Origin of the sequence: Mesorhizobium koreense (assembly GCF_031656215.1) — a bacterium.
Lineage (GTDB): Bacteria > Pseudomonadota > Alphaproteobacteria > Rhizobiales > Rhizobiaceae > Mesorhizobium_L > Mesorhizobium_L koreense.
The window spans coordinates 1,710,623-1,737,101 of record NZ_CP134228.1 but is presented as its reverse complement, the minus strand read 5'-3'; the positions used below and the strand labels follow the sequence as shown (position 1 = coordinate 1,737,101).

Genomic DNA, 26,479 nt, shown 5'->3' with positions numbered 1-26,479 from the left:
ATCGTCCGCGCTTCGCAAGCAATCCTGGCGTTGGTCAGCCAATCGATGTCAATCGTTCGCTACGAGCACCACGCTTTCCGGATCGAGATGCACGGACACGGTAGAACCGGTCGCGTGCGGCCTGTTCACGTCGGCGTCAGTGGCGAAAAGCTCCGCCTCGGGCGAAACGGTGGTGACGGTATATTCCATGTGGTCGCCGAGATAGGCGGCCTTGGTGACGCGCCCTTCGATCCCGCCCTTGTCCACCGGCCCTGCCGCCAGCCGCACCGAATGCGGGCGGACGGCGAGCGCCGCCGCGCCTGGGCCGATGCCGCGATGCGGAAGGTCGAGCGAAAGCGGCCCTACCTTCACCTCGGCCGCTCCGCCATGATGCTCGCCCACCATCGCTTCGAGCAGGTTGGCGTCGCCCATGAAATCGGCGACGAAGCGGCTGGCCGGCGCGTTGTAGAGTTCGCGCGGCGTACCGTCCTGGGCGACGCGCGCCGAGCGCATGACGATGATGCGGTCCGACACCGCCAGCGCCTCCTCCTGGTCGTGCGTGACATAGACCACGGTAAGCGCCAGATCCTGCTGCAACCCTCGGATCTCGTCGCGCACGTGGCGGCGGAGCTTGGCGTCGAGATTGGAAAGCGGCTCGTCGAAGAGCAGCACCTTCGGCTCCAGCACGATGGCGCGCGCCACGGCGACGCGCTGCTGCTGGCCGCCGGAAAGCTCGCTCGGCTGGCGTTTCTCGTAGCCGGAGAGGCCGACCAGCGACAACTTCTCCGCTGCGCGCGCCTCGGCCTCGGCCTTCTTCAGCCCCATGGCGCGCAGGCCATAGGAGACGTTCTCCATGACGTCCATGTGTGGAAAAAGCGCGTAGGACTGGAACACCATGGAGACGTCGCGTTCCGCCGCCGACAGCGCCGTCACGTCGGTACCGTCGATCAGGATGCGGCCGTCGGAGGCCTGTTCGAGCCCGGCGATCAGACGAAGGGTGGTCGTCTTGCCACAGCCGGAAGGCCCGAGCAGCGTCACCAGCGTGCCGGGCGCGATATCGAAGCCGACCTGATCGACGGCTACCACCTGGCCATAGCGCTTGGTCACGGCTTCGAACCGGACCGCCGGATGCGCGGCCGTCGCGCCAATCGATGCTGTGGAGCTGTGATTCATCCCGTCTCTCTCATCTTCAGGCCGCAATCGGCAGCGCTTCGGAGCCGGCTCGCCGCCGCCCGAGGCTGCGTTCGCCGACAAGCAACTGGATGCCGACCAGAATAACCATCATCAGGACGATCATAACGGCGGCATAGACGATCGCGATACCGTATTCGCCGACATCGGCGCGGCCGACGATATAGACGGTCGAGAGATTGAAACGGCCCGTCGCAAGGAAGATCACCGCGCTCACCGCCGTCATGGCGCGCACGAAGCTGTAGATCATCGCGGTTACGATCGCCGGCTTCATCAAGGGCAGCATGACGCGCCTCAGCGTGGCGAAGGAGCGCGCGCCCAGCGTCAGCGAAGCCTCGTCGAGGCTCCTGTCGATCTGGCCCAGATTGGCGAGCCCCGCGCGGATCGCGACCGGCATGTTTCGGAAGACGAACGAGATGATGATGATCAGCCCCGTGCCAGTCATCTGGATAGGCGGCACGTTGAAGGAGAGGATATAGCTGATGCCGACCACCGTGCCTGGGATGGCAAAGCTCATCATCGCCAGGAACTCGAACAGCGTGCGCCCGGCGAAGCGCTGCCGGTCGAGCAGGTAGGCGGTCAAAAGGCCGATCGCGGCGGTGAAGGGCATCGCGATCAGCGCCAAGGTCAGCGTCATCGTCAGCGACGGCCACGCCGAGCCCGAGAGGAACCAGCCGCCGACACCTTTCTCGATGGAAAAAGCGGTCAGGAAATATTCAAGTGTCGGCGTGTTGTCGCGTCCGATCTGATGAACGAAGCCGCCGACGAGGATGATGGCGTAGACGACGACGGTCAGCACCAGCCACGGTACCGCGATGCCGTAGGCGCCGAGCCTCAAGCCTCCAGGCAGCGGTGCCGGCATTCCACCATCACCCTTGCCGCCGACGGTGACATAGCTGCGCTTACCGATCCATTGCCGCTGGATGAGGAAGGCAGCGAGTGTGAAAACCAGTAGGACGATCGCCAGCACGGCCGCGCGGCCCTGGTCGTGCGCCGCTCCGACGACAGCGAAGAAGATATCCGTCGACAAGACGTTGAAATTACCGCCGATGACAAGCGGATTGGCGAAATCCGCCATACTCTCGATGAAGGAGATCAAGAACGCGCTGGCGAGCCCCGGCCGGATCAGCGGCCAGGTCACGGTGCGGAAGGTACGCCAGCGGCTGGCGCGCAAGGTCTGCGAGGCCTCCTCCATGCTCGGGCTGACGCCTTGCAACACCCCCACGAGAACGAGGAAGGCGATAGGGGTGAAGGCGAGCACCTGGGCGATGGTGATGCCGGCGACGCCGTAGATCCAGCGGCTGCGCGGGATGCCGAAATGGTGCGACAGGAATTCGGTCACGATGCCGGCGCGGCCGAATAGCAGGATCAGCGCGAGTCCGATGACGAAAGGCGGCGTGATGATGGGCAGGATGGAGAGCCCGCGCAGGAGCCATTTGGCGCGAATCTGGGTTCTAAGCGCGATCAGCGCTAAGGCTAGCCCGAGCACGGTCGAGAGCAGCCCGACCAGCACCGCCACGAAAAGCGTGTTCCATGCCACCCCGCAATTGCGTCCCCCCGCGAGACAGTCGAGGCTCCAGATATTGCCGTCGAAGAGCTTCTGGCGGAACATCGCCGGTGCGAAATTGCCGGAATTGTCACGGACGGCCGAAGACAGAATGGAAAGGAGCGGATAGGCGACGAAGATGACGAGCGTCGCGATGACGATGAGCAGCGAGCCGACGACGAAGCGGTCGCCTTTGCACCAGCCGCGACCGGCGAAATCCGCTGCGACCAGCATGAGCATGGAAAGGGCATAAACCACCGCTCCCCAGCCCAGACCCGCCTGCACCGGGCCTTTCGTCCCGGCAAGCTGGGCGAGCCAGGAAAAGCCCCAGCCCGAATGAACGATCGCAAGCCCCTCTATCGCCATCCAGGTGAGCGCAAGGCCGCCTGCTAGGGCAAGCCCCCGCGTCCGCCGCCGCCCCCACAGCCATGTGGCGGCGAGAAGCGGTAAGACGAGCGGCAGGAGCCACGGCGCGCCGTCCACTCCTTGCAGGACCGCCGGGCCGTGGGTCGCGAAATCCGCCAGCCATCCGAAGGAGAAGAAACCGCCCTCGACCAGGTACCAGGGCAGGATCAGGAACCCCACCCATGCGAGAAGCAGCCAGGCGCCGACATTGCGGGCCGGGAACGTGCTTTCGGGATGCGGTGTCGGCCGCGTCATACCGCGCCTGTTTGAAGGCGTTGCTTTGGGCGCAGCGCGATTGCGCATGAACGTCGTGCGTAATCGGGAAAGCTGATACCCCCACTCCTAACTCCTCCCCACAAGGGGGAGGGAGGCGCCGACATCGCCTCATCGGACATGAACGTCAGGTTTCGACGCCAAGCGTCGCCGCAGAATCCCCCTCCCCCTTGTGGGGAGGGGTTGGGGGTGGGGGTAAACCTCATACGCGATCGCCCTGCCGACAAGCGGGAAAGCACCACCGGCCACAAACGCGACCGGCGGATACGCTGGATCAGCCGCCGTTGCGGACTTCGTCGGTGAAGCGCTTCAGAAGCTTGGTGCGCACTTCCGAGGAGCCGTATTTGGCGAAATCATAGTCGATCAGCTTGATCTTATCGAGATCCGGCGCTTCGGGCGGGACCGGCGTCGCCTTGTTCGACGGGATCTGATAGCTGCCGTTCGGCGCGGCGAGTTTCTGTGCCGCCGGCGTCAGCGCCCAGTCGTAGAACTTCTTCGCCTCGTCGGGGTGCTTGGCGCCCTTGACGATGCTCATCGAACCGATCTCGAAGCCGGTGCCCTCGCAGGGCGATACGACCTTCACGGCCGGGTTCTGCTTGGCGGCGAAGATGATGTCGTGCTGGAAGGCGATGCCGACCATGGTCTCGCCCTTGGCGATCGCCTGTGCCGGCGCCGCGCCCGCCTTGGTGTATTCGGCCATGTTCTTGTCGAGTTGCTTGAAATAGTCGAAGGCCTTGTCCTCGCCCATCAACTGCACGATGGTGGCGAGCGCTGTCCACGCCGTGCCCGACGAATTCGGATCGGCCATCTCCACCTCACCCTGGAATTCAGGCTTGACGAGGTCGGCCCAGCATTCCGGCGCCTTGAGGTTGCGCTGCTTCAGATCCTCGGAATTGTAGCCGAAGCCGAGCGCGCCGAGATAGATGCCGACGGTGCGATACTTGGCGCGTTCCGCCTGCTTCTGCGCCCAATCGTAGAGTTGCGGCAATTCGGCCGACTTGTATTCCTCCGTCAAGCCTTCCTCGGCAGCCTGCAGATGCGGATCGCCCGTACCGCCCCACCATATGTCGGCCTGTGGATTGGCTTTTTCCGCGCGCAGTCTCGCATAGATCTCGCCGGCGCTCATGCGCGTCATGTCGACGTTGACGCCGGTCTCCTTCTGATAAGTGGTCGCCATTGCGCGGCACCAGGCCTCGTCCACCCCGCAATACATGGTGAGCTGGCGGTCGGCGGCGTGTGCGCTGGCGCAGAATCCGACGGCAGCCAGCACGGCGGTGAGCGCCAATCCCGGCAGATGGCGAAGGCCGGAGCGGCGCGGATCAGAGGGCATTTTGGTGATCATCAAGATTTCCTCCCTTGAAAAGAAGTGGCGGAGGCCATTGAAATAGCAAGCGCCGCCGTCGATTCCGATGGTTGCACACGCGTGCACCGTATTCAAGCCGGCTAACAAGCTAACAAGAAGTGGAATTGACCGTAACTGCACCTTGGCCTTACCAGCGCGACTGGCAAGGAAAGAGATCGCATAGGAACTCGGAGGAGCTATGTCGCAGAAAGCGGCAAACGAAGGGAAAGCGGCCGGATCGCGGCAGGCGGACGAGGCTCGCCCCGCTGTCCGCCTCGATCATGTGACGATCGAGTTCGATATTTCGGGCGGCCAACGGTTTCGCGCCGTCGAAAAGGCGGATATCGCCGTCGGCGCACGCGAATTCGTCGCCATCATCGGACCTACCGGCTGCGGCAAGTCGACTCTTCTCAATGCGTCGGCGGGATTGCTTACTCCGGCTGATGGCGGCGTGGAGATATTCGGCGATCCGCTTTCAGGTATCAACCGCAAGGCCGGCTATCTCTTCCAGCAGGATGCGCTGATGCCGTGGAAGACGGCGGTGGAAAATGTCGCGATCGGGTTGGAGGTCGCCGGCACGGCAAGAAGCGAGGCGAGGGAGCGCGCCCGCTCATGGCTGACGCGCGTCGGCCTCGCTTCCTTCGGTGAACGCTATCCGCACATGCTTTCCGGCGGCCAGCGCAAGCGCGTGGCGTTGGCGCAGGTCCTGATCCGCGATCCCGAGATCATCCTGATGGACGAGCCCTTCGGCCCTCTCGACGCACAGACGCGCCTGATCATGGGCGACCTGCTCCTGAAATTGTGGTCGGACGACCGCAAGGCGGTGCTGTTCGTGACCCACGACCTCGAAGAGGCGATCGCGCTTGCCGACCGTGTGGTCGTCATGTCGGCCGGCCCCTCGGCGCGCATCATCGGCGATTTTCCGATCACGCTGCCGAGGCCGCGCGACATTTCCGAGATCAAGGTGGAGCCCGCCTTCCAGGCGCTCCACCGCGACATATGGCACATGCTCAAAGGCGAAGTGCTGAAGGCCTACGGCACAAATGAGACGGGAAGCAAAACATGAGCAGGACCGGCCTTTTAGCCGCGCAGGTCGCCGTTGCCGCAATCATCGTCGTCGCGTGGCAGATCGCCTCGACCACGCATATCGTCGGCGATCCCAACAACATCTCCTTCTTCTTCTCGACGCCGTCTGCCGTCGTCAGCCAGATCTGGCTCTGGGTCGTCGGCGGTTCGATCTGGTATCATCTGTGGATCACGCTGCTCGAATCCATGCTCGCCTTCGTCATCGGCTCGGTGGCGGCGATCCTCATCGGCTTCTGGTTCGCTCGCAAGCCAACGCTGGCCGCAATCTTCGACCCTTATGTGAAGGCCGCCAATGCGCTGCCGCGCGTCGTGCTGGCACCGATCTTCACGCTCTGGTTCGGGCTCGGCATCTGGTCCAAGGTCGCGCTCGGCGTGACGCTGGTATTCTTCATCGTTTTCTTCAACGTCTACCAGGGTGTGAGGGAGGTGAACACGACGGTGCTGTCGAATGCCAGAATGCTCGGCATGAGCGAGCGGCAATTGCTGCGCCATGTCTACTGGCCGTCGGCGTTGTCGTGGATGTTCTCCTCACTGCACACTTCCGTTGGCTTCGCCGTGGTCGGTGCGGTCGTTGGTGAATATCTCGGCGCCGCCGCCGGCCTCGGCTATCTCATCCAGCAGGCCGAAGGCGTGTTCGATGTGGGCGGCGTCTTCGCCGGCATGTTCGTACTCGCCGCCTTCGTGCTCCTGATCGACTGGGCCGTGACGCTGGTGGAGCGGCGTCTCCTCGTCTGGCGCCCCGAGAACGCGAAAACCGGAAGATAGAAATCCAAGAATCATCAAGGAGGAAGAAATGAGAATTATCTCGAAACTAATCGCCGCCGGAGCGGCGCTTTTGATGACGGCCGGCGGCGCCATGGCCGCCGGCAAGGTGACGCTCGCCATCGGCGGCGCATCCTGCCTCTGCTACCTGCCGACCGTGCTCGCCAAGCAACTCGGCGAGTATGAGAAGGCCGGCGTCAACGTCGATCTGGTCGACTTCAAGGGCGGCTCGCAGTCGCTGACCGCCGTGCTCGGCGGCAGTGCCGATGTCGTCTCCGGCTATTTCGACCATACCGTCGAGCTCGCCGCCAAGAAGCAGCACCTGCAGGCTTTCGTCATTTATGACCAGTATCCAGGCCTCGTGCTCGTGGTGTCGCCAAAGCAGACCGGCAAGATCAAATCGGTCAAGGATCTCGACGGCAAGAAGGTCGGCGTCAGTGCACCCGGCTCCTCGACCGACTTCTTCCTCAAGTACCAGCTGGTCAAGGCCGGCCTGAAGAAGGATTCGGCGGCCGTGATCGGCGTCGGCCTCGGCGCCACCGCCGTCGCCGCCATGGAACAAGGCCAGATCGACGCGGCCGTGATGCTCGACCCCGCCGTCACCGTGCTGCAGACGAAATACAAGGATCTGACGATCCTTTCCGACACGCGCACGCAAAAGGACACCGAGGCGGTGTTCGGCGGTGACTATCCCGGCGGCGCCTTCTACACCCGTCCGGAATGGATGAAGGCGCATCCTCAGGAGACGCAGGCCATGACCAACGCCATGGTGGCGACGCTGAAATGGATCCACAGCCACAGCGCCGAGGAAATCGCGGCCAAGATGCCGGAAAACCTCGTCGGCCCGCACAAGGACGCCTATCTGGCGGCCCTCAAGAACACGATCCCGATGTATTCCACGACCGGCCTGATGGACCCGAAGGGCGCCGAGGCCGTGCTGGAGGTCTTCAAGATCGGCTCGCCGGACGTGGCCGGCGCCAATATCGACATCACGAAGACCTATACGAACGAATTCGTCGAGAAGGCGGATGCGACCGTCAAATAGGGAATGAAGGACCTGTTCCTCTCTGCCCGTCTTGCAGGCAGAGAGGAACGACGGATTCGAGTCCGGATCGGCGGCCGATCTTTTGGCTCCCGTATTGACATTCGCCCGCAGTCAACCGACTTCCTTGCGTTCGACGCGTCAGAGGAGCCGATCCCAATGGCCGAAGCCCGACGAACGACCATAGATCCCGGCGAGGTGGAGCGCTTTTCCGCGCTTTCCGCCGAATGGTGGAACCCGAACGGAAAATTCCGCCCGTTGCACAAATTCAATCCGGTGCGGCTTGCCTATATCCGCGACAATGTCGCCGCCCGTTTCGGCCGCGACCCGCGCGCCGCGCATCCCCTCAAGGGCCTCCGCTTTCTGGATATAGGCTGTGGCGGCGGGCTTCTGTGCGAGCCGATGGCGAGACTGGGCGCCGAAGTCGTCGGCGCCGACGCCTCCTCCACCAATATCGAAGTGGCGCGCCTGCACGCAGCCGAAAGCGGCGTCGAAATCGACTATCGCGCGACCACCGCAGAGGCGCTGGCCGAAGCCGGCGAGAAATTCGACGTCATCCTCAACATGGAAGTGGTCGAGCATGTAGCCGATATCGGGCTCTTCGTCGGCAAATGCGCCGAGATGGTAAAGCCGGACGGCATCATGTTCGTCGCCACCATCAACCGAACGCTGAAAGCGCTCGGGCTCGCCATCATCGGCGCGGAATACGTACTTCGCTGGCTCCCACGCGGCACGCACCAGTTCGGCAAGCTGGTACGCCCCGACGAACTGGAGCGCGCTCTTGCCGAGGCCGGCTTGCGCATCGCCGACCGCACCGGCGTCGTCTACAACCCGCTCGCCGACCGCTGGCAGAAATCCCGCGACATGGACGTCAACTACATGGTGCTGACGGAGCGCGTGCCGACGGTGTAGGTTCAGGCGGGCTCGATATCCGTCAGTGGGAAATCGCTTCCCTTGAAGAGAAGCGGCTCGCCAAGGTGCCGCGCGCAGGCATAGGCAAAACAGTCGCCCATATTGAGGCGCGCCGGATGCCGGCCCTTGCCGAACCGCTCGAATGCCTCAAGTGCGATCGCGGCTGCCTCTGGCGGCACGGCCGCGACGTGGATTTCAGCCTGATGGAGGTAGTCGACAACGACTTGCCTCGCGGCTGCTATCCGCACGCCACGTATACGAGCAACGGCAACCACCGTCTCCCAGGCGACAATTGGCGATATTGTGAGCGAACGGCCACGCTGCATCCGCCCGGCCAACTGCGAAGCATCCGCTTCGTCAGCAAGGATGGCCGTCAATGCCGAGGCATCGATGAACATCAGTCTTCGTACAAACTATCGATAAAGGCCTTGTCTGCCGGCATAGCCTTGGCTGGATCGCCCATCTCCCGCAGCTTCCGGGCAAATACGGCGCTGATCTCGACAAGCGAGGGCTTTCCTTGCTCGCGCTCCAGTTCGTTCTGAAGAGCGTCGTGAACGGCTTCGGTCAAGCCGACCTTCTTCAAAGCCGCGATCTTTCGCGCCAGCGCGTCCGTTTCAGGGTTCTTGATATGAAAGGCCATAACCGCCTCGGCTATCCGTACTGGTGTATCCGTATACATAAGAAAGAATACACCACGTACAAGCAACCGACAATCTACTGCCGCGCCTGCGCCTTGGTCGTCATGGCGACGCCGGCCATGATGATCGCAGCGCCCGCCCATGTCGCGAGTTGATAGCGCTCGCCAAGGAAGGCCGTGCCTGCAACCAGTCCGAGCGCCGCCGCCACATAGCCGATCTGGCTGAGATAGACCGGCCCGCCGACCGCCTGCAGGCGAAAGAAGAAGGCGAACATGGTGGCCGAGGCCGCTGCCTGCGCCAGCGTCATGAGCGGCACGGTCGCGAGCGGGCCGAACGGCACACCGCCGTTCAGTGCGAGGGAGATAATCACCAACATCGCCGCGGAGGCGAGATGGCTGCCGGCGGCAAGCTCGATCGGCCCGGCATTTTTCGGCCAGTCGAGCGTGCGGTAGATATTACCGCAGGCGAGGCTGAAGGGGATGGCAAGCCCGATGATGACCCAGATCGCTTCGGCCGGCCTTCCCGCCTCGCCGCGCGTGAGCGACACGATCAGCGCACCCGCGAACCCGACCACGATGCCCGCAATGCCGAGCGCGCTCGGCCGCTTCATGCCGAGCAGGACCGACAGCGTCAGCGTGATGATCGGCGAGAGCGTGAACATGATGCCGGTAAAGCCGGCGCCCAGATGCGGGATCGCCGACATGATGAGGAGGTTGGGGAAAGCGTAGGAGATCGCCGCGGTAACAGTAAAATAGCGCAACCGCGCAAGGTCCGGCCGCCGCGCCTCGCCTCGCATCAACAGCGCGGCGAGAAGCACGGCGCCGGCACCGAAGGAAATGACAAAGGCCCATATGACCGGCGCCACGCCCGCCGCCGCCGAAAGTTTGCCGAAGGGAAGCGAAAGACCGAGCAGCGTACCGGTGATGAAAAGCAGCCAGACGGCGGAATTCCAGATCGACGATCCCATTGCTTTTCCCGATCCTCGATCCCCATGGCCCCTGCTTGAACACCGGAGATCCGGCTTCCAAAGCCGTACATTCAATGTTAGTAGTAAGATATCAATAAGAATCTTTATGTCAAGATACTTTTCGGTGAGATAGATGGGGCGAGCATCGCGAGCGGTCGAACAATGGCGGAAGGAACGCCCGGACCTTGACGTCCGGCCGATGGCCGTGATCGGCCGGCTAAGCGAAGCTTCACAGGCGATCTCGCGCGACAGGCTTGTACCGCTCTTCGCCAGCTTCGGCCTGCAGCGGGGCGAGTTCGACGTGCTGGCGACCTTGCGCCGCTCCGGCGCACCCTATGCACTGACCCCGACCGCGCTCTACGAGGCGACGATGGTGACGTCGGGCGCCATGACCGCCAGGCTCGATCGGCTGGAGAAGGCCGGCCTCATCGCCCGCGCCCCGCATCCGGAAGACCGGCGTGGCGTGCTGGTGCGGCTGACCGACAAGGGCCGCGAACTGATCGACGAGGCGGTAACGGCGCATGTCGAGAATGAGCGCCGCATCCTCGCCGGTCTGACGGAAAAGGAGCAGGAGGTGTTGATCGAACTCCTGGAAAAGCTGATCATCGCTGCGAAGTGAGGAAGCAATGGATCAGTCGCGGGTCAGGGGACGACACCTCGGCATGCCCAGGCGACATTCGCGAAAGATCTCGGGCCGTCGGACCGTCCGGCTTCATAGGCGTCACGCACGGCGGCGCTGACGCGCTCCCTCTCCGCTTCGTCCAGCGTCGCCATATATTTGCCGAGCGGCCCCTCGCCCGCCGCGATCGGCGCCCAGTAGTCGTCGAAATCCCGATAGTTCATGCGGATCATCAACTCGGTTTCGGTAACCGCATCGAGCCCCCGCTCGACGAAGGTCCGCTTCATTTCACCGGGCTGCATCATCGGCTGGAAGCAATAGCGGCCGCGCAATTGGCGCCCTCCTTCGCTGAGCGCCGCCACCGTGTCGACCATCATACGCATGCCGGGCATGCCGCCAAGATGATCCCACACGACGGCTGCGACTATGCCGCCGGGCCGTACGACGCGGCGCATTTCCGATACGGCCTTGCCGGCATCCGGCACGAAGTGGAGTACGAGCAGCGCCAGTGCGCGATCGAATGCGCCGTCCTCGAATGGCAAGGCGCACGCATCCCCCTGCCGGATCGTGATGCGGGGGTTCGTATTGCGCCGCGCCGCCGCTTCTACGAAGACAGGCGAATAGTCGATGCCGGTGATCTCGCTAGGATCGGCGGCCTTGGCCAGCGCGAAAGTCAGGCTGCCCGTGCCGCAGCCGACATCGAGTATCCTTTCGCCATTGGCAATCCCCGCGAAGTCGATGAACAGGGGCGCGAGCTTTTGGCTCCAGCGACCCATGAGTTGCTCATAGCCGGCCGCGTCGTGCACGTTGAAGCTTGATGTCATCGAAGCCTCCATACGCTCCGCCGATGCTAGGCCACGATGGAATTGTTGCCAAGACGTGCGGCCCTACACCGTTGTTGGTATGGTACCGACAACGAGCAGACACGCACGGGAGAGGATTGCATTGCGCGCCGTATTTGTTGACGCCACCGAAACTTTGGCCGCCATCGCCGGGCAGCAATTGAAAGCAGGCGACCCGGCCGTCACGATAAACCGCCAGCCGGCGATTACGCCGCCCGAACTGCCCGGCGTTCTTGGCGATGCCGAGATCGCGATTATCGACCATACCCATCTGCCGATGGATATCGCGCTAGCCTGCAAGGCCTTGAAGCATGTCGTGTTTCTGGGAACAGGACCGCGCAGCTACATGGATGTCGACGCGCTCGCAGAGAGCGGCGTCACCGTCCATATCGTCAAGGGCTACGGCGATACGGCCGTCGCCGAATGCGCCTTCTCGCTGATGTGGGCCTCTGCCAAGAGCCTGGCAAAGATGGACCGCGCCATGCGCGCAGGAGAGTGGCAGCGCACCGACGGCATTCAGTTGACCGGCAAGACGCTCGGACTGATCGGCTTTGGCGGCATCGCCGCCGAGCTTGCTCGCATGGCGCTGGGATGCGGCATGAAGGTGATCGCCTGGAACCGCTCGCCGAAAAGCCGGCCGGGCGTGGAATTTGACGATCTCGATAGCGTTCTCGCGCATTCCGATGTCCTGTCGCTCCATCTCCTCCTTACCGACGAGACACGCGGGATGATCTCACGCCAGAAGATCGCGAAGATGAAGCCGGGCGTCATTCTGGTCAACACTGCGCGTGGAGCGTTGGTGAACGAGCACGCGATGGTCGAGGCCCTGCGGTCGGGACACATCCGGCATGCCGGCCTGGATGTCTACGCGGTTGAACCGCTACCCAAAGGCCATCTGCTGACAACGCTTGAAAACGTGACGCTTTCCGCACACTCGGCATTCCGCACGCCCGAAGCCAGCGAGAACCTGATCCGCAGCGCGCTCGGCCATTGCCGCCGCATCGCGGCGACCGGCCAGTAGAGACGACGGGTGAAATCGCCCGCCAGCCTCAGTTCCTGTCGTCCGGGAAAACCGGGATCGGCATGAACTCGACGCCATCTTCGGCGAGGCTTTTCGCTTCCTCCGGCGTCGCTTCGCCATAAATGCCGCGTGGATCCGTTTCGCCGAAATGTATCTTGCGCGCTTCCTCGGCAAATTTGTCGCCGACATAGTCGGCGTTCTCGCGCAGCTTTTCGGAAAGCGCTTTCAGTTGCGCCATCGCCTTCTTCTGCTCCGCGTTCATCGCCAGCGCCATCTTTTCGCGCTTGCGTCCGGTGGATACGGAGGGCGCCATCAGCGCCTTGCCCACTTTGTTCGAGCCACAATTCGGGCAGGCGATCAGCCCGCGCTTCTTCTGCTTCTCGAAATCCTCGGAATTGCGGAACCAGCCATCGAAGGAATGGTCATTCTGGCAGCCAAGCGAAAACCGGATCATGATGCCTTCCGCTGCTCGACCGGAACGGATCCGGCCGTGCGCACGGTGAATTCCCGCGCGTTCCTGAGATTCGGTATCTTCGCGCGCGCCTTGGCCGAAGCCGAAACGTCGATGTCGGCTACGATCACGCCGGGCTCGTCATGATCGGCTTCCGCGACGATACGTCCCCACGGATCGACCACCATCGAATGGCCGTACGTCTCGCGCCCGTCCTCGTGCCGCCCCCCTTGCGCGGCCGACACCAGCCAGGCGCCGTTTTCGATGGCGCGCGCGCGCAGCAACACATGCCAGTGCGCCTCGCCGGTCTGCCTTGTGAATGCCGCCGGCGCGGTCAGCACCTCGGCGCCGGCAAGCGCCTGAGCCCGGAAGAGCTGCGGGAACCGCAGGTCGTAGCAGACCGCGAGCCCCAGCCGCGCCTCCGGCAACTCCGCGATCACCGTTTCGCGACCCGGCTCGTAGGTATTCGATTCCCGCCAGCTCTCACCATTGTCGAGATCGACGTCGAACATGTGGATCTTGTCATAGGTGGTAACGAGATTACCCGCCGGGTCGAAGAGGAAGGCGCGGTTGGCCACCTTGCCATCCTCGCGCGCGATCGCGGTCGACCCGACATGGACATAGATGCCAAGCTCGCGCGCAAGCTTCTCCGCCGCGCCGACCACTATGTCACTCGCCTGCGGCCTGAGCGATGCGAAGAGCGATTTGCGGTCGCGTTGCAGCGCGCCCGTCATCTCCGGCGACTGCACATAGCGAGCGCCCTTCCCTGCCGCCTCGCGCACCAGTGCCTCGAAATCGGCGGCGTTCCTCGCCGTGTCTGTTCCCGAGCGCATCTGCAGCGCCGCTACCCTGAAGCCAGCCATCGCTCACTCCTTCCGTTCGGAATCTACGCCGCTTCGCCGGCAAGCATCGCGTCCAGCCTCCCGGCGGCGTCGAGCTCGTGCAACTCGTCCGAGCCCCCGACGGGGCGGCCGTCGATAAAAATCTGCGGGAAGGTCCTGCGGCCACCCGACCGCTCGACCATCTCCTGACGCAGTTCGGACGAAAAACTGGCGTCGTGCTCGGTATAGGCCACGCCCTTCTTGTCGAGCAGGCGCTTCGCGGCCATGCAGTAGCCGCACATCGCCCTGGTGTAGATCGTCACTTCGGCCATCGCCGTCCTTCAAACCCCGTTGGCAAACCCGTTGGCGCCTATCTCATTGTCCAGTCTATATAGTCGCTGGTTCATCCCGCCGGAAGTCCCCAGGGAGGATGCGCGCAAAGGTAAGCACGTCGACTGCCGCCGCCCCGCCGTGCTTCAACGCGCGCGCCGCCGCCGAGACGGTGGCGCCGGTCGTATAGACGTCGTCGACCAGGAGCACGCGCCGCCCGCGCACCTTGATGTCGGCCTCTGGCGGCACGCGGAAAGCACCGCTCACATTGTCGTGACGCTCGCTGACGCCGAGGCCGACCTGCTGGCGCGTCACCTTCACGCGGGCAAGCGCCGTCGGCTCGAACGGTTTGCCTGCACGGCGCGCCAGGGAACGCGCCAGTTCCGCCGACTGGTTGAAGCGCCGCCAAAGAAAACGCCTCCGGTGGAGCGGCACCGGCACGATCACCTCGGCATCGGCGAGCAGTTCCGCGCCAGCGCGCGCCATCCACCCGGCCATCCACGGCGCCAGATCGGTGCGGTCGCTGTATTTCAGCCCCTGCACCATGCGCCGCGCCACACCGTCATAGGAGACGGCGGCGCGCGCACGGGCGAAAGGCGGTGGATTGGCGATCGCCTCGGCTGAAAGGAAACCCTCGCCCATGTCATGGGAGAAAGGCGTTCCCATCACCTCGCACCACGGCCGTTCGAGGAAACGGATGTTGGGCCAGCATTCCCCGCATAGCGTGCCCGGTTCGGCGACGATACGGCGGCAGCCGGCGCAAAGCGGAGGGAAGAGCATGCGCACGCCGAAACCGCTCGCTTTCGTTGCGACCCCCTTGATATCCGTGATGCGATCCGTAAGTGCATTCATCGGACCGCACATAGCAGAATTTTCATCTCTTATCGATGCGGGCAGGCACCGCTTATGGAACAGGTCTTCGATACCGGCCTTCTGGTCGAGCGCAAGAAGCGCGCGCTTCGCGCAGGCACTGCCGACGCCGATTTCCTCATGCGTCGCGTGGCGGAGGACCTTGGCGAGCGGCTGTCGACGGTCGGCCGTGATTTCCCGGAGGCGGCGGCACTTTTCTGCCAGACGGCGACTGCCGGCGATGTGCTGAGGCAAAGCGGCAAGGTCGGCAACGTCCACCGTATCGAGGCGGATGCAGCCCTGCTCGGCGACAGGCAAGGGATGATCGCCACGCCCGAGACGGTTCCCCTGCCTGCGGAAAGCCTGGATCTCGCGGTTTCGCTCCTTTCGCTCCATTCGATGAACGACATTCCCGGCATGCTGATCCAGATCCGGCGCGCTCTGAGGCCCGACGGGCTCTTCCTCGGCGCACTCGCCGGGTCGGGCACGCTCGCCGAACTGCGGGAATCGCTCCTGCTTGCCGAGACGGAGCTTTCCGGCGGCGCCAGTCCGCGTGTCGCCCCTTTCGTGGACGTGCGCGACGCCGGCGGCCTGTTGCAGCGCGCCGGTTTCGCGCTTCCCGTCGCCGATACGGAGACGATCCGCGTGCGCTACCCCTCGATGTTCGAACTGATGCGCGATCTGCGCGCCATGGGCGAGACCAGCATTCTGACGGCACGCCCCCGCCGGCCCGTACCGCTTCGCTTGTTCACACGGGCGGCGGAGATATATGCGGAACGGCATGCCGAGGCGGATGGCCGTATCCCCGCGACATTCCAGATCGTGTGGCTGTCGGGCTGGGCGCCGCATGCCTCACAGCAACAGCCGCTCAGGCCCGGCAGCGCAACGGCGCGGCTGGCGGACGTTCTGGCATCGGGCGGCAAGAACGGAGGATAGAAGAGCGCCGTTAATTGGTGTTAAGCGCGTTGGCGAGCAGGCTGTGATCGTTGCCGAAGAGGTTCTGGAGGGCATTGGCCGCCGTCCCCACACCTGCGATGATCGCCAGCGACAGGACCGCGACGATCAGACCATACTCGATAAGCGTGGCGCCGTTTTCGTCTTCTACGAATCGCCGAAGCATTCCAGGCCTCGCTTCTTCCCTCATAGCGGTAAGCATAGGCCCCTCGCGTTAAAAAAGGTTAACGCGACTGGCTTAACCCGGATTTAACGGGAGCAAGCGATTTGCCGTCGCATTTCTCCGACCATGGCCTTCGTCGCTTCAGCAATCGCCCGTGCGCGCGCCATTGAAATGAATGACGCATACGGCGTTAGGCGAACTCTGCAGCACGCTGCGATGCAGCGTGTAGACGCCCTGGGTGGCAATCGAACCCGTGACGGTGCGGTCGATGCCGAGCGCATTTATACGCGCCACGCGTGTTTCCCTGTCGAGCACCGGCGTCAGGAGCAGAGCGATCGCGACCGCGACGGACCCGAACAGGAGCGCGATGCGGAGCGCACCGCTCTGCACCACCTCCAAGAGCGGACCCCGTTCCGAGAGGAATTTTTCCCATTCGCCATTGCCGAACATCGCTTGCCCCGTCCGTGCGACGCCAGTCCGCGCACCGTTTTCTAAACTTTTCATACCGGGCTAAAGGATTGATTAATGCTCGCCCCGACGCGAGCACCGGAGCGCAGTCGGGCGCCGTTGCAGGCCGGTGGGTTTCTCAAACGGTCTCTCAGAGCAGGTCCATGAGATGCGCGATAAGCGGCTCGTCGGCCGGCGGCATGGGATAGTTGCGCATGTCGTGCGGGCGCACCCATTTCAGCTTCTGCCCTTCGCGCGGCATGGGCGTGCCCCAGAAGCGGCGGCAGACATAAAGCGGCATCAGGAGATGAAACGTCTCGTAGGTGTGGCTGGCGAAAGTCAGCGGTGCGAGGCAGGCGATCTTCGTTTCGATCCCGAGTTCTTCTTCGAGTTCCCGTACCAGCGCTTGTTCCGGGGTCTCGCCCGGATCGACCTTGCCGCCGGGAAATTCCCACAGCCCTGCCAGCGTCTTGCCCTCCGGTCGCTGCGAAAGAAGCACGCGCCTATCCGTATCGACCAGCGCGCAAGCGACGACGAGGACGAGCGGCAGGGAAGTCGACCCCAAAATCTACTCCTCCGGCGGACGGCGGTAGTGATAGCGATAGGCTTCCCTGAAGCCGAGCGAGTGGTAGAGGCCGAGCGCGGCCGCATTGTCCGCCTCGACTTGCATCCACGCCTCGCGAGCACCGTGCGAGCGCGCCCATTTGAGCGCCGAGAGGATGGTACGCCGGCCATGTCCCTTGCCGCGCTCCGCCGCCGCCGTGGCGATCTTGAACAGGCCGGCGAGATCGCCATCCTGCACGCAGATGGCCGTGGTCACCGGTTTCCCGCCTTGCTCCAGCACGAACAGGCCGGTGCGGGGCTCGATCGAGCCGATGATCTCCGACAGGCCCGGTCTCAGCGTCGGATCGAGGTCCTCGGTGCGGATTGCCGCATTGATGAAGCGCGCCACGTCCTTCAGCGGGATCTGGTCGAGTGCGCGATCGATGGCGGCGCCGGCAAGCGGCATGCGCATGATGAGCGACTCGTCGAAGCGCGACCAGCCTTCTTCGTCGAGATAGCGCGAGAGGACAGCGCCGGAAAGCGGCGACATGCGGAAAGTCAGCGGCCTTCCATAAGCCTCGAAGCGCCGGGCGGCACGGGCGATACGATCGCGCAGGCTCCCGACATCGGACGGATCGAGCGGATTGATCGAATTGAGACGCTTGGCCGGGCTGCCCGCCGTCAGCCGGATCAGCCAGGTGCCGTCATAGTGCACGGAAGCCGCAGGCCATGACCGGAAGCCTGCCGCCTCGTAACGGCGAACGGTTGCCAGTTCGGATGGGGCGGGGCGTTCGGAATCCATCGGGACCGGACGCTCCATCAACTCCGGTAGTCGCCGTTGATGGCGACATATTCCTTGGTCAGGTCGCAGGTCCACACCGTCGCCCTGCCGGAACCCAGGCCGAGATCGACGCGGATGCGGACGGCGTCGCGTTTCATGTAGTCGGAAGCCTCCTGCTCCGAATAATCGGGGTCGCGCTCGCCTTCGTGCGCCACGCGGATATCCCCGAAGAAAACGGAAAGCCGGTCGCGGTCGGCAGGCTCGCCGGCCTTGCCCACGGCCATTACCACGCGGCCCCAATTGGCGTCCTCGCCGGCGACCGCGGTCTTCACCAGCGGTGAATTGGCGATGGCCAGCGCGATGCGCTTCGCCGAGCGCGACGATTTCGCGCCGGTGACGGAAACCTCGATTTCCTTGCGCGCCCCCTCGCCATCGCGCACGACCTGCAAGGCGAGGTTCCTGAGCAACCGATTCAGCGCACGCCGGAACGAAGCGAGCCGCGGATCGCGCGGATCGTCGATCTGCGGAGCGCCGCGCCCGGCGGCAGCGCCCGTGGCGAAGAGAAGAAGCGTGTCGCTGGTGGAAGTGTCGCTGTCGACGGTCACCGCATTGAAGCTCTTGCCGACGCCCTTGCGCAGCATTTCCTGCAGGACCGGGGCTGCGATCGCTGCATCGGTCGCCACGAAGGAGAGCATCGTCGCCATGTCGGGCGCGATCATGCCCGCGCCCTTGGCGATGCCGTTGATCGTCACTTCCGTATCGCCGAGCACCACCGTGGCGGTAGCATATTTCGGGTAGGTGTCGGTGGTCATGATCGCCTTGCCGGCCTCCACCCAGCCGCCGGCCTCCGCCTTCTCCACCAACCCGCCAAGAAGATGGGCGAAGCGGCCGGCATCGAGCGGCTCGCCGATGACGCCGGTCGAGGCGAGGAACACTTCTCCCGCCCCGCAGCCGGTGGCCTTCGCTGCCGCCTCGCCGGTAAGCCGCGTGGTCTCGCGGCCCTTCATGCCGGTGAAGGCATTGGCGTTGCCGGAATTCACGACCAACGCGCGCGCCGAACCGCCACCGAGGTTCTGACGGCAGAAATCGACCGGTGCGGACGGGCATTTCGAACGCGTGAACACGCCCGCTACCGTCGTGCCGGGATCGAAAGCCATCACCATCAGATCGGTGCGGCCCTTGTATTTTATGCCGGCCTCGGCCGTGGCGATGCGTACGCCGGCGATAGCCGGCATCTTGGGGAACCGTTTGGGAGCGAGAGGAGAGATGGTGGCGGACATGAGGCGACGACCTGCGGCGTGGAGAAGATTGGCTTCGTTTGCCCGAGAGTAGCCCGATGCGCAAGGCTCATTCGCTAAGGCCGGGGGCAGGATCCGAACCTATCCCTGCGGCTTGGTTTTCATCCCGCCGTGCTCTTCCACGAAGAACTGGCTAAGCAGCGGACCGATGCGCGAAAGCTCGTCGAGATGAGCACCGGAAAGTTCCTCGAGGCATTCGTTGGCGCGCTCGGTCATGCCGAGCAGCACGCGCCGCTGATCGTTCTCGTCTTGCAGGCGCACGACAAGCCCGCTTTCGACAAGCCGGTTCGTCAGTTCCACGGCGCTATGATGATGAATGATAAGGCGCTCGGCAAGGTCGCCGATCGAGATCGGATCGCCGCCGCGATATCCCTTGATGACAAGCAGCGCCTGATGCTGGCGGGGCGTCAAACCGGCCTTGCGAGCCGCCTTTTCGCTAAAATCGAGAAAGCGGCGCAGCACGTAGCGGAACTCGGCAAGCGCCGAATAATCGGACTGGGTCGGTCGGGACCGTGGCATGGCAACAAACTCCGCCCTCTTATTGCCCTTTGGCCATTCTCTTGCCTGTTGGAAAGACAGTCGTCCAGCCTGAAACAGCGCTTGAATTTTTATATCGTATTACGATAGAAGGCGGCGATTCTCGGCGCAACGTCCATAACGTCGCGCATGTTCCCGTCCGGAAAGAAACCATCGTGTCAAAGTCGATCATGCCGGAGCATCGCCGCCTCGGCGATTTCACCACGGATAGCCGTGTCCTTTTCATTGCCGCCGTGGCGGTCGTCGTGGCAACGGCGGGCGTGGCCGTAGGCTTCGTGCTTCTGAAGCTGATCTATCTGTGCACCAACATCGCCTATTTCGGCGAATTCAGCCTCGCCCACTTGCATATCGAAGATCACAAACTCGGCCTGTGGGCGGTGCTGGTCCCGGTCGCCGGCTCGCTTGTCGTCGGCCTGATGGCGCGCTTCGGCAGCGACAAGATCCGCGGACACGGCATTCCCGAAGCTATCGAGGCCATCCTGCTCGGTCGCTCGAAGCTCAGCCTGAAGGTCGCGATCCTGAAGCCGCTCTCTTCGGCGATCGCCATCGGTACCGGCGGCCCCTTCGGTGCGGAGGGACCGATCATCATGACCGGCGGCGCGGTCGGCTCGCTCCTTGCCCAGATCCTGCCGGTCACTGACAACGAGCGCAAGACGCTGCTGGTCGCGGGTGCCGCCGCCGGTATGACCACGGTCTTCGGAACGCCGATCGCAGCCATCATGCTGGCCGTGGAACTACTCCTGTTCGAATGGTCGCCACGAAGCTTCATTCCCGTCGCCGTCGCCGCGATCGTCGCAGATGTCGAGCGCACCGCGCTCGGCATGCCGTCGCCGCTTTTCCCGTTCGACGGCGCGGTCGACATAACCCTCACCGGCCTCGGTTGCTGGGTATTGATCGGCCTGGCCGGCGGCCTCCTGTCGGGACTGCTCACCCTTTTCGTCTATGCCTGCGAGGACGGCTTCGAGAAGCTGCCGATCCACTGGATGTGGTGGCCGATGCTCGGCGGCCTCGTCGTCGGCCTTGGCGGCCTGATCGAGCCAAGCGCGCTCGGCGTCGGCTACGACAACATCTCGCGCCTTTTGACCGGCCACACGATTGCGACCGCCGCGCTCCTGCTGCTCGCCGTCAAGGCGGTGATCTGGGCGGTGGCGCTGGGCTCCGGCACCTCCGGCGGCGTGCTCGCACCGCTGCTCATCATGGGCGGGGCGCTCGGTGCCGCGTTTTCCGGCTATCTGCCGGCCGCCGATGGCGGCTTCTGGCCCCTGCTCGCCATGGCCGCGACCATGGGCGGCACCATGCGCTCGCCGCTGACCGCCACGTTCTTCGCCGTGGAACTGACCGGCAACACGCATGTCCTCGTGCCGCTGATCACCGCCTGCTCCGCCGCGCATTTGATGACGGTGCTCCTGATGAAGCGCTCCGTCCTGACCGAGAAAATCGCCCGCCATGGCCACCACATCACCCGCGAATACCGCGTCGACCCGTTCCAGTTGACGCGCGTCGGCGAAGTCATGACGCGCGAGGTGGAATCCGTGCCGGCCTCCATGACCCTGTACCGGGCGGCGGCCTTCCTTACCTTGCCGACCACGCGGCATCCGAGCTTTCCCGTCGTGGACGAAGCGAGCCATGTGCTCGGCATTATCGATCCTCCCTCGGTGATCGCATGGCGGCGTGCCGGCCGTCACCGCAACACCACGCTCGGCGAACTGCTTGCCGGCTCGAAGATCACGCTCGCCTATCCGGACGAGTATCTGGAGGTTCTGGCGGAGAAGCTGATGAAGGCGAATGTGGCCCATCTGCCGGTCGTCTCCCGCGACGAGGAGAAGCTGACGGGTTATGTGGGCTGGAAGGACCTGATGCGCGTCAGGCTGAAGCAGCGCGCCGAGGAACGCGACCGCTCTTCTTCCCTGGAAGGCGCCTTTCGCAAGAAGGCAAAGGCGGAGACGAAGGCCTGATCCCCTCGTTGCACCGTCGCCACGACAGAAAGAACAAGGGCGCGCCCGGTACTGCCGGTCGCGCCCTTTTCCGTCGATCCCATGGCCTTGGAGGCCGTTTGAACTCCGCCGGTCTCTTACTGCGCGTTGTCCATCGCATCGATTTCCTTTTTCAGGTCCGGATCGCTGACATCGACCTTGGCGGCCGCGCGGATTTCCTTGACCATCGCGAAATATTTGTCACGCAGCACGACCTGGCGAAGCTGGCTCTTCACCTGATCGAAGGAAGGCGGCTGCTTGGTGCGCTTGTCCTCAACCTTGATCACGTGCCAGCCGAACTGCGTCTTTACCGGCTGCTCGGTATATTTGCCGACGGGGAGCGCAAATGCTGCCTTGGAGAATTCAGGCACCATCTGGTCCTCCGTGAAATAGCCCAGATCGCCTCCCTGCGGCGCGGCGCCGTCGGTCGACTTCTCCTTGGCGATTTTCTCGAAATCGCCGCCCGCGTCGAGTTCCTTGATGATCGCCTCGGCCTCCTCCTTGGTCTTCACCAGGATGTGGCGTGCATGGATTTCGTTCACCGGCGGCTGCTTGGCCATCTCTTCGTCGTAGCGTTTCTTGAGATCTGCGTCCGTGATCGCGCCGGCGACCTCCTTGTCGACCAGAGCGCTATGCAGCGCCCGCTCATGCAGGAGTTCCATGCGACGCTTGAACTCGGGGTCCTTGTCGATCCCGTCGGCGACGGCCTTGTCGGCCATCACCCGGATTTCGATCAGCGCCGAAAGTGCTGCCGCGCGCCGCTGCTCGGGCGGCAGCTTGGCGAATTGCGGGTCGAGATCCGTCTCGGCGAGTTCGACATCGGCCTCGGTGATCGCCTTGCCGTTGACGTGGGCGAGCACCGTGTCGGGAGACGGCGTCGGCTTCGCCGCCTCGGCGGCGGGTGCCTGAGTTGCGGGTGTCTGAGTTGCAGGCGCCGGCTGCGCGGCATCCTCCGCTGCGGCAGGGCCGGCAACGAAAAGCAGGGTTCCGACCGCCAGCCCGGCGGAAGCAAGCAGGGAGCGGCGTAGCGTGATCGGCATCAAGGGTCTCCAGCGACGGGTTATGGGATGATGGGTTGTCGGGTTGACGATGCACCCGTAAACCGGCCCGAATGTGGCGGAATTCCGCTTGCCGGAGAGCCTGGATGCAGCGTTGACATCGCTTGTGGCCCCTCTTATCTGTCCTTCATCTTTGCGTCCAGAAGCGATTTCCGGACGCCTTTCGGATTGTTCTCCGCTTTCAAGCCTCGGCAGCGGATCCCGTCGGCCCGAAGCCGGCGTCATCAGGATTGAAAGGCCTACTGGATGGTCAGAGTCGGCGTATTGGCCAAGAAGATATTCGGCTCGTCCAATGAAAGGCGGGTGAAGTCGCTCCGGCCCAGGGTCGAGGCGGTCAATGCCATGGAAAACGAGATGCGGGCGCTTTCCGACGAGGAACTGCGCGCCCGTACCGACCAGTTCCGCGCCGATCTGGCGAACGGCGCCAAGCTGGACGATATTCTGGTGCCCGCCTTCGCCACCGCGCGCGAGGCTTCCCGGCGCGTGCTCGGCATGCGGCCCTTCGACGTCCAGTTGATCGGCGGCATGGTCCTGAACCAGGGCGCCATCGCCGAAATGCGCACCGGCGAGGGCAAGACGCTGGTCGCCACGCTTCCCGTCTACCTGAACGCGCTCCTCGGCAAGGGCGTGCATGTCGTCACCGTCAACGACTATCTCGCCACCCGCGACGCCGAGTGGATGGGCCGCATCTACAAATTCCTCGGTCTCACCGTCGGCGTCATCGTCCATGGCCTCGACGACGACGAGCGCCGCGCCGCCTATGCCTGCGACGTCACTTACGGCACCAACAACGAACTCGGCTTCGACTATCTGCGCGACAATATGAAATACGACCGCGCGCAGATGGTCCAGCGCCCCCACCACTACGCCATCGTCGATGAGGTCGATTCGATCCTGATCGACGAGGCGCGTACGCCTCTCATCATCTCCGGTCCGCTCGAGGATCGCTCGGAGATGTACAATACCGTCGACACCTTCATGCTCGACCTCAAGCCGGAAGACTACGAGCTTGACGAGAAGCAACGTACCTCGACCTTCACCGAGGAAGGTACGGAGAAGATCGAGAACCGGCTCGAGGAAGCGGGGCTGCTCAAGGGCGAATCGCTCTACGACATCGAAAATGTCGGGATGGTCCACCACGTGAACAACGCGCTGAAGGCGCATCTCCTGTTCACGAAGGACAAGGACTACATCGTCAGGAACAACGAGATCGTCATCATCGACGAATTCACCGGCCGCATGATGCCCGGCCGCCGCTATTCGGAAGGCCTGCACCAGGCGCTGGAGGCAAAGGAGCATGTCACCATCCAGCCGGAGAACCAGACGCTCGCTTCCATCACCTTCCAGAACTATTTCCGCATGTACGAGAAGCTGGCCGGCATGACCGGCACCGCCGCGACCGAGGCGGAGGAATTCGGCAACATCTACGGTCTCGACGTGATCGAGATCCCGACCAACCTTCCCGTCGTCCGCAAGGACGAGGACGACGAGGTCTACCGTACGGTCGAGGAGAAATACCGCGCCATTGTCGACGAGATCCGCGCGGCGAACGAGAAGGGCCAGCCGATCCTCGTCGGCACCGCCTCCATCGAGAAGTCGGAATATCTCGCCGACCGCCTGCGCAAGGAGGGCTTCAAGGACTTCGAGGTGCTGAACGCCCGCCACCACGAGCGCGAGGCCTCCATCGTCGCGCAGGCCGGCAGGCCGGGTGCCGTCACCATCGCCACCAACATGGCCGGTCGCGGCACCGACATCCAGCTCGGCGGCAATGCCGACATGCGCATCGCCGAGGAACTGGCCGACATGCCCGAAGGGCCCGAGCGCGAAGCGGCGGAAGAGGCGATCCGTGCGGACATCGCGCGACTGAAGGAAAAGGCGCTCGCTTCCGGCGGCCTTTACGTTCTCGCCACCGAGCGTCACGAATCGCGGCGTATCGACAACCAGCTCAGAGGTCGTTCCGGCCGCCAGGGCGACCCCGGCCGCTCGAAATTCTACCTGTCGCTGCAGGACGATCTGATGCGCATCTTCGGCTCGGAGCGCATGGACGGGATGCTGAAGAAGCTCGGCCTCAAGGAGGGCGAGGCCATCATCCATCCCTGGATCAACAAGGCGCTGGAGAAGGCGCAGACCAAGGTCGAGGCGCGCAACTTCGATATCCGCAAGAACCTCCTGAAATATGACGACGTGATGAACGACCAGCGCAAGGTCGTTTTCGGCCAGCGGCTCGAACTGATGGACGGTGTCAATCTCGACGAGACCGTCACCGAAATGCGGCAGGAGGTGATCGAGGACCTCGTCGCCCGCCATATCCCCGAGCGCGCCTATGCCGAGCAATGGGACGCCACCGGCCTCAAGGAAGGCGTGCAGCAGTTCCTCAACCTCGATCTGCCGGTCGACGAATGGGTCAAGGAAGAGGGCATCGCCGAGGAGGAGATCAGGGAGCGCATCACCCACGCGGCCGACGAGGCGGCGGCCGCGCGCGCCGAGCGCTTCGGCCCCGACATCATGACCTATGTGCAGAAATCGGTGGTGCTGCAGACGCTCGACGCACTTTGGCGCGAGCATCTGGTCAATCTAGACCATCTGCGCTCGGTCATCGGATTCCGCGGCTACGGCCAGCGCGACCCGCTGAACGAATACAAATCCGAGACTTTCGAGCTTTTCCAGGCATTGCTCGGCAATCTTCGCCAGGCGGTGACGGGGCAATTGATGCGCGTCGAACTGGTGCAGGAACAGCCGCCCGAGGCCGAACCGGAACTGCCTCAGATGGTGGCCCGCCATCTGGACGCCACGACCGGCGAGGATGATTTCGCCGACGGCGATGTCATGACGCTCGCCCGCGAGACCCAGCGCGTCGTGCCGGCGGAAAAGCGCGACCCGAAAAACCCCGCGAGCTGGGGCAAGGTCGGCCGCAACGAGCCCTGCCCCTGCGGGTCGGGCAAGAAATACAAGCACTGCCACGGCGCGTTTGCCTGATCGAAGAGCGAAATGGTGGCCGTGCCATCACTCGCTTTCGTTCAATTTCGCTTGTTCGGCTGGCCGGACGGCGTCCGGCACCTTATCTTGATGGGATGAAGGACACGGAGCCGGACCCATGCCCCATAGTGGATTTGTCAGGTCGATCCTTGCCGGCGCGCTGGTCGCGACGGCGCTCGTGGTGCCGCAAGCCAATGCCGAGCAGAAGCGGGTCATCGTCGTGACGCCGCCGGCTCAACTGCAGATCGAGCGCGACCGTGCCCAGGCCCGGCAGTTCCAGTTGCGCCAGCAACTCGATCGGGAACAGGACCGGCGCATGAACTCACAGCCGCAGCCTACCCCGAACGTCCCGATGATGCGATCGACCTGCACGCCGACCAACGGAGTTCCCTGCAACTGAGCGCTTCGGGCGACCGCTTATTTCTTGTGAGCCGCGATCACCTTGGCACAGGACGGCGAAAGCTTGTCCTTGTGTTCGGCAAGGCAGGCGAACGGACGCCCGTCGCCCGGCTTGACGCCGGGGCAGAGCTTCTGGAAGTCGGCCTTGCACGCCAGCTTTTCGGCCATGGTCTGCGCCATCGCCGTCCCCGATCCGCAAAGCAGCAACGCGGAAATTAACACAGCACCCGTCGCCCATCGCATGGCGGTCCCCCCTCCGTTGATACGATGATGC

The 26,479-nt window shown here is 63.8% G+C and carries 29 protein-coding genes; 10 read left to right on the top strand and 19 right to left on the bottom strand.

Going from position 1 to position 26,479, the window contains the following annotated elements:
• Nucleotides 1–48 precede the first annotated feature (48 nt).
• The 3 genes from RBH77_RS08405 to RBH77_RS08395 all read right to left on the bottom strand — a co-directional run bounded on the left by RBH77_RS08405 (nt 49) and on the right by RBH77_RS08395 (nt 4,724).
• Nucleotides 49–1,152, bottom strand: coding sequence for an ABC transporter ATP-binding protein (locus tag RBH77_RS08405; RefSeq protein WP_311031679.1), 1,104 nt, complete (start codon nt 1,150–1,152; stop codon nt 49–51).
• A 16-nt stretch (nt 1,153–1,168) separates the two neighbouring features.
• Nucleotides 1,169–3,376: an ABC transporter permease gene (locus tag RBH77_RS08400; RefSeq protein WP_311031678.1), complete on the bottom strand. Its 2,208-nt coding sequence runs from the start codon at nt 3,374–3,376 to the stop codon at nt 1,169–1,171.
• 292 nt (nt 3,377–3,668) lie between these two features.
• A complete protein-coding gene (locus tag RBH77_RS08395) occupies nt 3,669–4,724 on the bottom strand; it encodes an ABC transporter substrate-binding protein (RefSeq protein WP_503623913.1) in 1,056 nt (351 codons plus the stop codon).
• Nucleotides 4,725–4,935: 211 nt separating this feature from the next.
• On the opposite strand from RBH77_RS08395, the gene RBH77_RS08390 reads away from it, so the two are divergent.
• From RBH77_RS08390 to ubiG, 4 genes are all read left to right on the top strand, one after another.
• Entirely contained in the window at nt 4,936–5,802 is an 867-nt protein-coding gene (locus RBH77_RS08390; RefSeq protein ID WP_311031676.1) for an ABC transporter ATP-binding protein, read from the top strand.
• Nucleotides 5,799–6,587 (top strand): ABC transporter permease, encoded by a 789-nt coding sequence (locus RBH77_RS08385; RefSeq protein ID WP_311031675.1) that lies wholly within the window; start codon nt 5,799–5,801, stop codon nt 6,585–6,587. Before RBH77_RS08390 ends, RBH77_RS08385 begins: the two co-directional genes overlap by 4 nt.
• Nucleotides 6,588–6,615: 28 nt before the next feature.
• On the top strand, nt 6,616–7,629 hold the full coding sequence (locus RBH77_RS08380; RefSeq protein ID WP_311031674.1) for an ABC transporter substrate-binding protein: 1,014 nt from the start codon (nt 6,616–6,618) through the stop codon (nt 7,627–7,629).
• A gap of 156 nt (nt 7,630–7,785) precedes the next feature.
• Nucleotides 7,786–8,538 carry a bifunctional 2-polyprenyl-6-hydroxyphenol methylase/3-demethylubiquinol 3-O-methyltransferase UbiG gene (gene ubiG, locus RBH77_RS08375; protein ID WP_311031673.1) on the top strand — a complete coding sequence of 251 codons (753 nt, stop codon included), beginning with the start codon at nt 7,786–7,788 and terminating at the stop codon, nt 8,536–8,538.
• Nucleotides 8,539–8,540: 2 nt separating this feature from the next.
• Here ubiG and RBH77_RS08370 read toward each other — a convergent pair whose 3' ends face one another.
• The 3 genes from RBH77_RS08370 to RBH77_RS08360 are packed head-to-tail and all read right to left on the bottom strand — an operon-like array spanning nt 8,541 to nt 10,143.
• Nucleotides 8,541–8,936 carry a type II toxin-antitoxin system VapC family toxin gene (locus tag RBH77_RS08370; RefSeq protein ID WP_311031672.1) on the bottom strand — a complete coding sequence of 132 codons (396 nt, stop codon included), beginning with the start codon at nt 8,934–8,936 and terminating at the stop codon, nt 8,541–8,543.
• Nucleotides 8,936–9,244, bottom strand: a complete 309-nt coding sequence (locus RBH77_RS08365; protein ID WP_311031671.1) for a type II toxin-antitoxin system VapB family antitoxin — start codon at nt 9,242–9,244, stop codon at nt 8,936–8,938. The genes RBH77_RS08370 and RBH77_RS08365 overlap by 1 nt, the downstream gene beginning before the upstream one ends.
• An 8-nt stretch (nt 9,245–9,252) precedes the next feature.
• Complete coding sequence (locus RBH77_RS08360; RefSeq protein ID WP_311031670.1) at nt 9,253–10,143, bottom strand: DMT family transporter; 891 nt, start codon at nt 10,141–10,143, stop codon at nt 9,253–9,255.
• 133 nt (nt 10,144–10,276) lie between these two features.
• On the opposite strand from RBH77_RS08360, the gene RBH77_RS08355 reads away from it, so the two are divergent.
• Nucleotides 10,277–10,762: a MarR family winged helix-turn-helix transcriptional regulator gene (locus RBH77_RS08355; RefSeq protein ID WP_311031669.1), complete on the top strand. Its 486-nt coding sequence runs from the start codon at nt 10,277–10,279 to the stop codon at nt 10,760–10,762.
• A 23-nt stretch (nt 10,763–10,785) separates the two neighbouring features.
• On the opposite strand, the gene RBH77_RS08350 is transcribed toward RBH77_RS08355, so the two are convergent.
• Nucleotides 10,786–11,586 (bottom strand): class I SAM-dependent methyltransferase, encoded by an 801-nt coding sequence (locus tag RBH77_RS08350; RefSeq protein WP_311031668.1) that lies wholly within the window; start codon nt 11,584–11,586, stop codon nt 10,786–10,788.
• A gap of 121 nt (nt 11,587–11,707) precedes the next feature.
• Between RBH77_RS08350 and RBH77_RS08345 the strand changes: the two genes are divergently transcribed.
• Nucleotides 11,708–12,625, top strand: coding sequence for an NAD(P)-dependent oxidoreductase (locus RBH77_RS08345; protein ID WP_311031667.1), 918 nt, complete (start codon nt 11,708–11,710; stop codon nt 12,623–12,625).
• A gap of 28 nt (nt 12,626–12,653) precedes the next feature.
• Here the strand turns inward: RBH77_RS08345 and RBH77_RS08340 are convergent, their stop codons facing one another.
• The 4 genes from RBH77_RS08340 to RBH77_RS08325 are packed head-to-tail and all read right to left on the bottom strand — an operon-like array spanning nt 12,654 to nt 15,079.
• Nucleotides 12,654–13,079 carry a DUF1178 family protein gene (locus RBH77_RS08340; protein WP_311031666.1) on the bottom strand — a complete coding sequence of 142 codons (426 nt, stop codon included), beginning with the start codon at nt 13,077–13,079 and terminating at the stop codon, nt 12,654–12,656.
• Complete coding sequence (locus tag RBH77_RS08335) at nt 13,076–13,939, bottom strand: carbon-nitrogen hydrolase family protein (protein ID WP_311031665.1); 864 nt, start codon at nt 13,937–13,939, stop codon at nt 13,076–13,078. The genes RBH77_RS08340 and RBH77_RS08335 overlap by 4 nt, the downstream gene beginning before the upstream one ends.
• Before the next feature lie 23 nt (nt 13,940–13,962).
• Nucleotides 13,963–14,229: a glutaredoxin 3 gene (gene grxC / locus RBH77_RS08330; protein ID WP_311031664.1), complete on the bottom strand. Its 267-nt coding sequence runs from the start codon at nt 14,227–14,229 to the stop codon at nt 13,963–13,965.
• A gap of 55 nt (nt 14,230–14,284) precedes the next feature.
• Nucleotides 14,285–15,079, bottom strand: coding sequence for a ComF family protein (locus RBH77_RS08325; protein ID WP_311031663.1), 795 nt, complete (start codon nt 15,077–15,079; stop codon nt 14,285–14,287).
• A gap of 54 nt (nt 15,080–15,133) precedes the next feature.
• Here RBH77_RS08325 and RBH77_RS08320 point away from each other — a divergent pair, with 54 nt between their 5' ends.
• Nucleotides 15,134–16,012: a class I SAM-dependent methyltransferase gene (locus RBH77_RS08320; protein WP_311031662.1), complete on the top strand. Its 879-nt coding sequence runs from the start codon at nt 15,134–15,136 to the stop codon at nt 16,010–16,012.
• A gap of 10 nt (nt 16,013–16,022) precedes the next feature.
• Here RBH77_RS08320 and RBH77_RS08315 read toward each other — a convergent pair whose 3' ends face one another.
• The 6 genes from RBH77_RS08315 to RBH77_RS08290 form a co-directional block, all read right to left on the bottom strand.
• Entirely contained in the window at nt 16,023–16,196 is a 174-nt protein-coding gene (locus RBH77_RS08315) for a Flp family type IVb pilin (RefSeq protein ID WP_311031661.1), read from the bottom strand.
• 138 nt (nt 16,197–16,334) lie between these two features.
• Nucleotides 16,335–16,643 carry a hypothetical protein gene (locus tag RBH77_RS08310; RefSeq protein WP_311031660.1) on the bottom strand — a complete coding sequence of 103 codons (309 nt, stop codon included), beginning with the start codon at nt 16,641–16,643 and terminating at the stop codon, nt 16,335–16,337.
• Between the two features lie 148 nt (nt 16,644–16,791).
• Nucleotides 16,792–17,205 carry an 8-oxo-dGTP diphosphatase MutT gene (gene mutT / locus RBH77_RS08305; RefSeq protein WP_311031659.1) on the bottom strand — a complete coding sequence of 138 codons (414 nt, stop codon included), beginning with the start codon at nt 17,203–17,205 and terminating at the stop codon, nt 16,792–16,794.
• A 3-nt stretch (nt 17,206–17,208) separates the two neighbouring features.
• Nucleotides 17,209–17,985, bottom strand: coding sequence for a GNAT family N-acetyltransferase (locus tag RBH77_RS08300; protein WP_311031658.1), 777 nt, complete (start codon nt 17,983–17,985; stop codon nt 17,209–17,211).
• 17 nt (nt 17,986–18,002) lie between these two features.
• The gene (gene argJ / locus RBH77_RS08295; RefSeq protein WP_311031657.1) at nt 18,003–19,244 is read right to left on the bottom strand and encodes a bifunctional glutamate N-acetyltransferase/amino-acid acetyltransferase ArgJ; all 1,242 of its coding nucleotides are present in this window, start codon (nt 19,242–19,244) and stop codon (nt 18,003–18,005) included.
• 99 nt (nt 19,245–19,343) lie between these two features.
• Nucleotides 19,344–19,781, bottom strand: a complete 438-nt coding sequence (locus RBH77_RS08290; protein ID WP_311031656.1) for a MarR family winged helix-turn-helix transcriptional regulator — start codon at nt 19,779–19,781, stop codon at nt 19,344–19,346.
• Nucleotides 19,782–19,969: 188 nt separating this feature from the next.
• Between RBH77_RS08290 and RBH77_RS08285 the strand changes: the two genes are divergently transcribed.
• The gene (locus tag RBH77_RS08285; RefSeq protein ID WP_311032469.1) at nt 19,970–21,754 is read left to right on the top strand and encodes a chloride channel protein; all 1,785 of its coding nucleotides are present in this window, start codon (nt 19,970–19,972) and stop codon (nt 21,752–21,754) included.
• Between the two features lie 116 nt (nt 21,755–21,870).
• Here the strand turns inward: RBH77_RS08285 and RBH77_RS08280 are convergent, their stop codons facing one another.
• Entirely contained in the window at nt 21,871–22,812 is a 942-nt protein-coding gene (locus RBH77_RS08280) for a peptidylprolyl isomerase (RefSeq protein WP_311031655.1), read from the bottom strand.
• Between the two features lie 264 nt (nt 22,813–23,076).
• On the opposite strand from RBH77_RS08280, the gene secA reads away from it, so the two are divergent.
• Together secA and RBH77_RS08270 are read left to right on the top strand one after the other, a co-directional pair.
• On the top strand, nt 23,077–25,806 hold the full coding sequence (gene secA / locus RBH77_RS08275) for a preprotein translocase subunit SecA (RefSeq protein WP_311031654.1): 2,730 nt from the start codon (nt 23,077–23,079) through the stop codon (nt 25,804–25,806).
• Between the two features lie 118 nt (nt 25,807–25,924).
• Complete coding sequence (locus RBH77_RS08270) at nt 25,925–26,206, top strand: hypothetical protein (RefSeq protein WP_311031653.1); 282 nt, start codon at nt 25,925–25,927, stop codon at nt 26,204–26,206.
• 17 nt (nt 26,207–26,223) lie between these two features.
• On the opposite strand, the gene RBH77_RS08265 is transcribed toward RBH77_RS08270, so the two are convergent.
• Nucleotides 26,224–26,448, bottom strand: a complete 225-nt coding sequence (locus RBH77_RS08265) for a cysteine rich repeat-containing protein (RefSeq protein ID WP_311031652.1) — start codon at nt 26,446–26,448, stop codon at nt 26,224–26,226.
• Nucleotides 26,449–26,479: the final 31 nt, after the last annotated feature.